The organism is Variovorax sp. E3, assembly GCF_016082275.1.
Classification (GTDB): domain Bacteria; phylum Pseudomonadota; class Gammaproteobacteria; order Burkholderiales; family Burkholderiaceae_C; genus Variovorax.
Genome location: NZ_MOWM01000222.1, coordinates 1 through 9,368 on the forward strand (window position 1 = coordinate 1; position 9,368 = coordinate 9,368).

Annotated in this window: 8 protein-coding genes and 1 pseudogene; all 9 read right to left on the reverse strand. The window is 70.1% G+C overall.

All coding sequences use genetic code 11. From position 1 onward, the window contains the following. Positions 1-915: pseudogene (locus tag BMG07_RS43600) on the reverse strand (type VI secretion protein IcmF); the annotation flags it as partial. Then, a complete protein-coding gene (locus BMG07_RS43605) occupies positions 912-2,441 on the reverse strand; it encodes a type VI secretion system protein (protein ID WP_269759805.1) in 1,530 nt (509 codons plus the stop codon). The pseudogene BMG07_RS43600 and the gene BMG07_RS43605, both read right to left, overlap by 4 nt. 40 nt (positions 2,442-2,481) lie before the next feature. Next, positions 2,482-3,243, reverse strand: coding sequence for a DotU family type IV/VI secretion system protein (locus BMG07_RS37945; RefSeq protein ID WP_198088806.1), 762 nt, complete (start codon positions 3,241-3,243; stop codon positions 2,482-2,484). 7 nt (positions 3,244-3,250) lie between these two features. Then, positions 3,251-4,579: a type VI secretion system baseplate subunit TssK gene (gene tssK / locus BMG07_RS37950; RefSeq protein ID WP_374221420.1), complete on the reverse strand. Its 1,329-nt coding sequence runs from the start codon at positions 4,577-4,579 to the stop codon at positions 3,251-3,253. 18 nt (positions 4,580-4,597) lie between these two features. Beyond that, complete coding sequence (locus tag BMG07_RS43610; RefSeq protein ID WP_269759806.1) at positions 4,598-4,846, reverse strand: hypothetical protein; 249 nt, start codon at positions 4,844-4,846, stop codon at positions 4,598-4,600. 220 nt (positions 4,847-5,066) lie between these two features. Next, positions 5,067-6,536 carry a dicarboxylate/amino acid:cation symporter gene (locus tag BMG07_RS37960; RefSeq protein WP_198088807.1) on the reverse strand — a complete coding sequence of 490 codons (1,470 nt, stop codon included), beginning with the start codon at positions 6,534-6,536 and terminating at the stop codon, positions 5,067-5,069. Further along, positions 6,524-7,258 (reverse strand): aspartate/glutamate racemase family protein, encoded by a 735-nt coding sequence (locus BMG07_RS37965; protein ID WP_198088808.1) that lies wholly within the window; start codon positions 7,256-7,258, stop codon positions 6,524-6,526. Before BMG07_RS37965 ends, BMG07_RS37960 begins: the two co-directional genes overlap by 13 nt. A gap of 14 nt (positions 7,259-7,272) precedes the next feature. Then, positions 7,273-8,547, reverse strand: coding sequence for a dicarboxylate/amino acid:cation symporter (locus BMG07_RS37970; protein ID WP_198088809.1), 1,275 nt, complete (start codon positions 8,545-8,547; stop codon positions 7,273-7,275). Positions 8,548-8,570: 23 nt separating this feature from the next. Beyond that, on the reverse strand, positions 8,571-9,368 hold a 798-nt coding region (locus BMG07_RS37975), incomplete at its 5' end, for an ABC transporter substrate-binding protein (protein ID WP_269759807.1).

Here is a 9,368-nt window from a genome sequence, read left to right on the forward strand (position 1 = left end):
GCCGGGCAGCTCGCGGTCGCGCGCGGCGGCCATGAAGGGCTGCGCCAGCAGCGCGGTGAGCGCGTCGCGCAGCGCGATGCGTTCGGGCGCCAGCGCAAAGCGGCCGTCCTTGTCCTGCCACACGAGGCCGGGCTGCGCGCCGCCGAAGCGCAGGTTGAACTCGGCGCGGAATTTCTGGAAAGCGTCTTGCGCGCGGCCGCGCACCGCGTCGGCCGACTCCTGCCCCAGCAGCCGGTTCTGCTCGATGCGCGCGATGGTGCGGTCGTACCCGCCGCCCAGCACCAGCACCGGCTGGCGCATCCAGCCGCCCTTGCCCGAGGCCACCAGGTCTTCCTGGTCCTTGATGGCGCCGATCACTTCGCGGTAGCTGGCCGTGGTGCGCGCGAAGGTGCCGTTGCCGGCCAGCGTGGGCATCAGCCGCGCCAGCGCCTGCTCGGACACCAGCAGCTCGTTGTTGACGAACAGCCGCGTGTCGAGCTGCGCCGTGCCCTTGTCGAGCGCGCAGCGCAGCGCCGCCTGCACCGGCGCCAGCGGAATCGCCAGCGCATGGCCCTCGGCCGCCTGGCGGAAGTAACGAAGGTTGCGGCTCAGGTCGGCGGGCAGCTCGGCGCCCAGCGCGTAGCGCACGGCCACGCGCAGGTCTTCCGCATTGCCGGTGGACGGCTGGCGCAGCCGCTCCACCGCCTGCAACGCCGTGTCGAGCTGTTCGGCCGAACCCAGGTAGCGCTGCAGCGCACCGAACTCGGGCTGGTCTTCCACCAGCAGGCCGTTCTTGCGCGGCGCATCGCCGATGGTCTTGAAGCTCGGCGGCAGGCTGCAGCTCGCGCCGACGATGAATTCGCCGGTGGCTTCGTCCTGCTCCACGCCGCTCAACTGGCTCACGCGCGCCATCAGCTCGCGCCGCAGGGTGCTCACGCAATGTCGCCGAACTCGCGCTCGATGCGCTCGATCACGCGTTCGTTCAAGTCGTCGAACGGGCGCCACGAGCCGGGCATGAAGAACGAATAGGTGCCGTCGGTGCGCAGCCGCTCGTTCATGGCCAGCAGCGACAGCGCCTTGTTGCGATACCACGCCGTGGGAATGGCCTCGCCGCGTTGCTGCGCGCGCATGCGGTACTGCGCGTCGTGCTGCAGCTGCGAGAGCGCCGACACCAGCGTGCCGTTGTGCCGGTGCAGCTGCCACGTCGCCACCACCAGGCCGATGCCCCAGCCGCCGATGAACAGCACCGCCGTCCAGCGCAATGCGCGGTGCAGCACGGGCCGTGCGAGCGTCTGCGTGCGCGACGGCCGCGTGAGGCCGTATTCGAGAAAGATCTTCTTCTCGAACAGGTCGCGCAGGAACGCGGGCTGGCGCATCAGCTGCGCGATCAGGTCGCCGCCGGCGGGCTCCTGCCGGCCGTAGGTATCGTGCTCCGCATGGCGCGCGGCGTCGATGGTGGCAATGGCCTGCGCCGATTCGCCCGCGTCGCCGGTCAGGTAGATGCCACGGAAGAAGAAGGGCTCGTGGTAGGCGCTCGGGCGCATCAGCTCGTCGACATACAGCTGCAGCTGGCCGCGCAGCGCCTCGATGCGCGAGGGCAGCAGCAGCTGCGGGCCGGCGCCCTGCGGCGCGGTGTCGGTGGCGAACAGTTCGGCCGACACGTCGGACACCGAGCGCACCACCGTGCCCACGGCCTCGTCGACCCAGCCCGGCTGGTAGGTGGTCGACAGGTCGTAGGGCGACGACCAGCCCAGCATGCTCGCGCGCAGCGGCTCGGGCAGCGCGCGCGCGAAGGCGCTGAAGCCTTCGAGCTGTTCGGCGCCGGTGATGAGCACATACACCGCGAAGCGCATCGCAAAGCGGTTCTGCGCCAGCCACAGCCGGCGGTGCGCGAGCTTGGCGCGCTTGGAGAGTTCGAGCCGCCCGTCGGTGCTGTCGTCCAGCAGCAGCGCCGCAGGAATGGTGATGACCACCGAGTCGAACGGCCGCTGCGGCCGGTAGGCGCGGCACATGCCCAGGAACTCGTCCCACGGCTTCTCGGAGGCATCGTCGTCGTCGGGCGAGCCCAGGTACGCGCCCTGGATGTCGATGACCACGCCCCGGTCGAAGAAGTGCCACGAAATGCCCTGCGTGGTGGCGGCCGAGGCCGACTCGGTGCTCAGCGCGCTGGCCACGCCCGACTGCTCGATGGGCAACTGCCGGTGGTCGTCGCCCTCGTTGAGCAGCATGATCCACGGAATGCCGTAGCGGTCGGCGCGCGAGGCGATGTTGCCTTCGATCAGCTCGACCGCCTGGCGGAACGAACTGCGCAGCGAGTCGAAGCGGATGCGCGCGACCTTCGGGTCGCTCGACGGCTTGGCATGCGAGCGCCGCGCCGCGAAGTACAGCACCATGCCGAGCACGAGCAGCACCACCAGCGTGAGCACCGCGATGGAGACAAGAAAGAGCTGGTCGGTCAGCATGGCGACGACCTCCTGAAGCGCAGCGTGGGGCGGATGTGGTTCATCGCGTGTAGACCCCCGACGCATCGACCGCACCCGGCTGCAGCACCTGCCGCACCGGCCACGACTGCCACAGCCACAGCAGCTCCGACACCGCCAGCAGCGTGGCGATGCCCAGCAGGAAGAGCACCGTCCAGCGGCTCAGCGTAGGCAGCTTGCGCGGCGCGATGTGCGAGAGCGTGCTCGCATAGGCGCGCTCCGACACCACGCGGTCGCGGCCCGAGAAATCGGCCGGCCGCTGAAAGACGAACTGGAACAGCTCCTCGCGGTAGCCCAGCAGGCGCGCCTCTTCGCCGCCGCCCCGGTACTTGCCCTGGAAGCCCAGCGCCAGCGCAAAGAGGTACAGCCGCGCGATGTCGCGGCGCGAGGGCTCGCGGCCCGACAGCAGCTCTTCGATGCGGCTGAACACCAGGTCGCCCGCGATGTTGGTGCGAAACAGCGACGACTCCAGCAGGTGCGCCGTCCAGCGCTCGCGGCCCACCCACGGCGTGTGCAGCAGGATCTCGTCGGCCAGCGCGGCCTTCAGGTAGCGCGCGTCGGCCACGTTCTCCAGCTCGAAGCGCGTGCTCTCGCGGCGCGACTCCAGCGACTGCAGCTCCAGCAGGTTTTCCAGGTGGCGGGCCAGCGCGGCGGCCACCAGGTCGGGGTCGGTCTCGCGCGAGTCGGCGGTGCGGTCGCGGGCCTTCACGATCTCGTCGTAGAAGGCGCGGAACTGCTTGGTGATGTGGTCGTCGACCGCAAGGTCGGGAAGGGTGCGTGCCATGGGTCAGTCAGTCCTTGATGAACAGCACGATTTCCTGCGGCGGCTGGGCGGTGGCGCCTTCGTTGGCGTTGGCGATCACCAGCAGTTCGCCGGGCACGGTCAGCGCGGCGCTGGTCTGGATGGCATACAGCAGGTAGCCCGAGCCGGGGCGCAGGCCCAGCTCGTCGGCCGATTCGATGGGCCGGCGCACCGCGCCCAGCACGCGGCGTTCGCGCAGCGACGGGTAGGCCGACTGCGCGCCGACGATGGCGCTGTCCATCCACGCGAGCAGGTCCTTGTCGGACTGGCCGCGCAAGCCGACCACGATGCGCTGGCCGGCCAGCCACTGCGGTTGCAGGGTGGTCTCGAAGGCGCCGTGGCGAAACTCGAACTTGTGCTCGCGGTACTCCTGGCTCACTTCGGACACCGCATCGCGCAGCGCCAGCAGCAGCGGCTGGAACACGCGCGAGGGGTCGGCGTGGTCGTAGTCCATCGGCACCGGCGGCAGGCCGCCCGGGCGCAGCAGGCTCAGCGAAGCCAGCAGCGCGCACAGCGACCAGTACATCGGCAGTGGGTGCAGGTGCGGCGTGCGCAGCACGGCCTCGGCATGCGGCAGGCCCGACAGCAGGCTGCGCAGCCGGTCTTTCAGTTCGAGATGCGCGAGCCGGTCGTCCACGCGCGACGAGGGCACGGCCGTCTGCTTGGCCACGAAGGCGGCCTTGCCGCGCAACTGGCCCAGCAGGCCGGCGGCGGCCGTCCACAGCGGGTTGTCGCGCGCCACCTCGAGCAGCGGCGGCTGCGCGTCGCCGAGCTTGACCACCTCGTTGTCCTTGAACACCTGGCCCAGCCGCAGGTGCACGTGCGTGCCCGGCGGCACCGTGCCTGCGCTCAGCGCCAGGCGCGGCAGCATGCGCGGAATGTTCGCGGGCTCGGCGTCGGACACGGCGTCTTCCACCGGCGCGCCGCCCACCGAGCGAAAGCGCACGGTGGCGCTGCGGTGCCGCGCGGGGCCGGTCACGGGCAGCGTGAGGTAGATGTCGAGCGGTGCGTTGGCCAGCTGCTCCGTGTGCGGCGCGAGCGACAGTTCGAGCGCGCCGTGCGCGGCCTCGTCGGCCGCGTACTGCACGGCGGTGCCGTCCGGCAGGATGGCTTCGAGCGCCAGCACGCGCAGCAGGCCGGCGGGCAGCAGGCCGTGGTCGAACACCAGCCGGCGCACGCCCCAGCTGAAGGGCGCGGCGGCCAGCGTCTGCCAGGCCACGAGCGAGTCCATGCGCGAGGAGAACTGCTGAAAGTGCTGCGGCGACAGCAGCATGCCTTCATGCCACTCGACGCGGTCGGTGATGGGAGCGATATTCACTGGTGAGATCCGGGTTGTTCAACGCGTGGTCGACACGTCGAAGCTTTGAATGTCGAAGCGGGCGACAACGGCGCCCTTGAGGTCTTCCACCCGGACGCGGTTGGCGCCGGGCGTGGTGTAGTTCGCAAAGACCAGCACGGCCGCCACGCGCGGCGCGCCGAGGGCGCTGGCGGGCACGCGGATCGTCTGCCCCGGCACCAGCTCCCACGAGTGGTACGACAGGCTTTGCGGAAAGGTCTTCTGCAGGTCGCGCGCGCGCCGAACCACTTGGCGGCCGTCAGCTCGGTGAGGCGGCCGAGCATGGCGTCGTCGAGCACCATCACCACGTCGACCGCCACGGGGCTGTTCTGGTTGGCGTTGGGCGCGGCCGACAGCGTGAGCTCGCTCCAGTCCACGCGCGTGCCCTTGGGAAACAGGCTACCGCAGGCGGCCAACTGCAGGCACAGCAGCGCGGCGGCCATCCATCGGAAAAAAGTCGAGGTCCGGTTCATCGCGAAATTCCAGGGTTCGCCGCGGCGGAGGTCGCATACGCGGCGGAGGGCTGCACGGCCTGCCGCGCACCCACGGCAATGCCCATCAGCAAGATCAGGAGGGAGGCCAGCACGCTGCAGCCCGCCAGCAGCGCGACGTTGCCGCGCGTGAGCACGAAGCGCAGCGGCTGCACGGGCGCCACGTCGGTGGCGGGCGCGGCCATGCGCTCCGACGGCAGGCCGGCCGACACGATGGCGATCAGCGCGCAACTGCACAGCAAGGTGAGCAGGTTGCGCGGGCCTTCGCAGATCAGGTCGATCGCCAGGAACAGCGCCAGCGCGGCCTCGATGGGCAGCTGCAGCAGCGACAGTACGATGCCCGCGTAGCCCACGTTGGTCAGGCTGCTGTTGCCGGCCGAGGCAAAGGCCGCGATGGTCGCGCCCGTGCCGATCATGCCGATGTCGGCCGCGCTCAGCGTGCGGTCGTACAGGTTGGCCACGAACAGCGCCAGCAGCACGTAGTACAGCGCCGAACCCGCGCGCAAAAACACCGAGGCCGTGGGCACCACCAGCTCGACGATGCCGCGGCTGAAGCCCAGGCGCGCGCTCATGGCCTCGATGGTGTGCGGAATGCTGGCCGTGGTGCTCGACGACACCAGGCTCACCAGCATCGGCGCCTTCAGGTGCTGCAGCACCTCGGCCAGCGGCTGGTTGCCGCGCCGGTGGATCACCGCGATGGCCGCCGTGCCCAGCAGCGCCACCAGCACCACGAAGTGCAGCAGGAAGCCGCTCATGGCGCGGATGGTGATCGCATCGGTCTGCGACAGCACGTGCGCCGACATGCCGAAGGCCACCACCGGCAGCAGGATGTTGGCGCGCGCGATGATCAGCTCGAGCGTGCGGTAGATGCCCTCGAACATGTGGTTGAGCGCGTTGTGCTGCGAGCGCGCCAGCGCCGCGAAGGCCAGGCCGAACAGCAGCGCGCACGACAGGATGCCCAGCGAGCGCCCCTCCACCAGCACGCGGAAGAAGTTGTCGGGCAGGAAGGTGGCGCGCGGGCGCTCCACGGGCGTGGCCTGCGTGCCGCTGTCGTACAGCCGCATCTCGATGTCGCCGCCGTCGCCGGCCCGCTGCACCAGCTCGCCCAGGTGCTCGCGCGACTCGGCGTCGAGGTGCGCGCCCGGCGCGTTCATCCAGCCCAGTGCCAGCCCGGTGGCCGCGCAGCCCGCCACCAGCAGCAGCGCCAAGCCCGCGATCATGGCGATGCGCCGCGCCGGAAACGGCAGCCCCATGGTCTGGCGCAGGCCGAAGAAGGTGGCCACCACCAGCAGAGGAATGGCCGCCATGCTCACGATCGACAGGTACACCTGCGCCGCCACATAGGCCACGTCGCCCACCGCCGGCGCATAGACGCCCGCGACAGCGCCTGCCGCCATGCACAGCAGCAGGGCGAACAGGCTGTGGGACATGCGTGTCAGGAAACCCATGTCGGTTTGTTCCACCCCTTGTCGAGCGCGAAAGTGACGGTGGCGCGGGCCAGCTCCAGCGAGCTGTCGACCAGCGTCATGGCCGTGTGATCGGTGGCGTGGGCGGCCTCGGCCGCGATGGGCAGCTCGGTGCAGCCCATGATCACCGCCGTGGCGCCGGTGGCCGCCAGTGCCTGCAGCGCGCGCTCGAACGCGGCCGCGCCGGCCTGCATGTCGCCGCCCTTCACGGCGCGGATGCAGGCGTCCACATGGTCCTGGCCGGTGGCCGCGTCGGGCACCAGGAAGTCGATGTCGCGCGCGCGCAGCGCCTGCTGGTAGAAGCCCGAGGCCAGCGCGCCGCGCGTGGCCAGCACCGCCACCCGCGCGGGCCGGCCGTCAAGCGAATGGGTGATGGCCGCCACGCAAGACTGCGCGATGTGGATCAGCGGCGCCCGGCTGCGCGCGGCCATCTGCGCATACCAGTGGTGCGACGAGTTGCAGGGAATGGCGATCACGCCCACGCCGATGTCGTTGAGCAGGTCGATGCCCGCCAGCAGCGCCGCCAGCGGGTCGGGCCCCGTGCCCAGGATGGCGCTGGAGCGGTCGGGCACGTGCGGCAGGTTGGCCACGATCACCGGCAGGTGCTCCTGGTCGCGCGTGGCGGGCGTGAGCTGGATGATCTTCTCCATGAAGTCCACCGTGGCCGATGGACCCATGCCGCCGAGAACGCCGATGCGGGACATGACGTTGCGCCCCTCTATATCTTCAGGGGCCGCGGGCACACCACGGCGACGGCCGCGGTGTTGCCGATGACCAGCACCAGCGTGCGCAGCATGTCGCACACCGGGTCCACCGCCAGGAAGAGGATGAACGCGGCCTCGAAGGGCAGGCCCAGGTAGGTGCAGGTCATGCCGATCAGCGACACCGTCACCAGCCCCGTCATGCCCGCCGAGGCAAAGCCCGCGAGCACCGACGACGTGAGCACGATGCCGATTTCCACCGGCGACAGCGAGCGCCCGTAGATCTGCGCGATGAACAGGGTGGCGCACACGTAGTACACGACCGGCCCGATGCGCAGCAGCGACACCGTGAGCGGCACCAGCAGCTCGACCCGCGAACGCGCGAAGCCCAGCCGCGTGACCAGGCTCTCGATCATGATCGGCATGCAGGTGGCGCTGCTGCGCGTGGCCAGCGCCAGCGCGAAGGGGCCGCGCAGCGCATTGAGCGTCTGCCCCAGCGTGCCGTTGGAGCGCTTCCAGATGATGACCGCGGCCACCGCCAGCAGCAGCACCGACACCACCAGGAACGCGACGACGAAGGCCCCCATGGCGCGCAGCGGCTCGATGCCGGTCTTGCCCAGTTGCGCCGCGCTCATGCAGAACAGCACCACCGGCAGCGGAAAGCTCAGCCAGCGCATCAGCGTCTGGCAGGCGTGGTAGACGGTTTCCAGCGCCTGCGTCAGCCCGTCCGAGATGCGCGTGGGCACATGCCCCACCGCCAGCCCGAACAGCAGCGCGAACACCAGCGTCTTGAGCGTGTCGCCGTTGGCCAGCGCCGAGAAGATGTTGGCCGGCACCAGGCTCACCAGCATGTCGGCGAAGCTTGCGGTCTTCTTGACCTCGTCGGTGCCGCGCAGGCTCATGGCCGTGTCGCTGGCGCTCAGGTCGCCGCCCACGATCTGGCCGAAGGTCTGCATGGTGGTGCTCGGCAGGTTCTCGCCGGGACGCATGATCAGCAGCGTGGCCGCGCCGGCGATGGCCACGAAGGCCGAGAACGCGAGGAACACCAGCGCCACGCGCCCCAGCAGGCTGGCGGTGCCGCCGTCGCGGAACAGCCGCTGCAGGCTGAAGATCACGGCCGAGACCATGAAGGGCAGCGTGATCATCTTCAGCAGGTCGACGTAGATGTCGCCCACGAAGGCCAGCGGCGTGGCCAGCGGCGGCGCGAGCATGCCGAAGGCCACGCCGGCGCCCAGGCTGATGATCACGACCCAGGGGTTGAGGACGAAAGCGTAGAACTTGGAGGGAGTCATGATGGGTGTGTGTCCGTTGGCGTTCAGCGGTCGAGCGCCTGCAGGACCTTCTGGATGTCGAGCTTCTCGGTGCGCTGGGCGAGGAACTGGTTCACGTAGGCCAGCAGCGTGGTGTCGGTCACGGCCACGCCGATGCCCAGCGTGTCTTCCAGGTCCTTCAGCGTCACGGTGCGCAGCACCAGCGACACGGTGGGGTCGGCCTTGAGCACGCGCTTGACCTCGAACTCGTCGCGGTAGGCGCTGACGATCTCGCCCTTGTGCAGGGCCACCAGCACTTCGTTCCAGGTCGGGTACTCCTGCACCTTGGCGTGCGGGAAGTTGGTGCGCGCGTAGTCCGCGAACGACGACTTGGCGATCACGCCGATGCTGCCGTTGAAGTTGCGGATCACCTCGGGCAGCGGGCGCCCATGCGCAAGCTGCGCGAACTTCACGCGGTTCAAGATCAGCGAGTGGTTCAGCGTGAGGTAGGCGTCGCTGAAGGCAATGGTCTGCGTGCGCGCGAGCGTGCGCGACAGCTTGCTGATGGCCAGGTCGGCCTGGCCGCTGGCCAGCAGGTCGACCACGGCGTTGAAGGTGCCGGCCTCGCGGTTGAAGCGCAGCTTCACGCCGAGTTCCTTGGCAAGCGACTGCGCCAGGCCCACTTCGAGCCCGGTCCACTGGCCGCTGTCGTCGAAGAAGAAGAACGGCGGCGTGTCGACCTTGAGCATGGCCACCACCAGTTCGCCGCGCATCACGATGCGGGCGATGTCGGGCGCCAGCAGCCGGCCGTCGGGCACGCGCACGAGGCCGTTGGTGAGCACGGGGGCGGGGGCGGCGGCGGC

Excerpts from the sequence above, each read along its gene's own strand:
- BMG07_RS43605 (WP_269759805.1), bottom strand. The coding sequence starts at position 2,441 with ATGCTGACCGACCAGCTCTTTCTTGTCTCCATCGCGGTGCTCACGCTG.
- BMG07_RS37945 (WP_198088806.1), bottom strand. The coding sequence starts at position 3,243 with ATGGCACGCACCCTTCCCGACCTTGCGGTCGACGACCACATCACCAAG.
- BMG07_RS37970 (WP_198088809.1), bottom strand. The coding sequence starts at position 8,547 with ATGACTCCCTCCAAGTTCTACGCTTTCGTCCTCAACCCCTGGGTCGTG.
- BMG07_RS37965 (WP_198088808.1), bottom strand. The coding sequence starts at position 7,258 with ATGTCCCGCATCGGCGTTCTCGGCGGCATGGGTCCATCGGCCACGGTG.
- BMG07_RS37960 (WP_198088807.1), bottom strand. The coding sequence starts at position 6,536 with ATGGGTTTCCTGACACGCATGTCCCACAGCCTGTTCGCCCTGCTGCTG.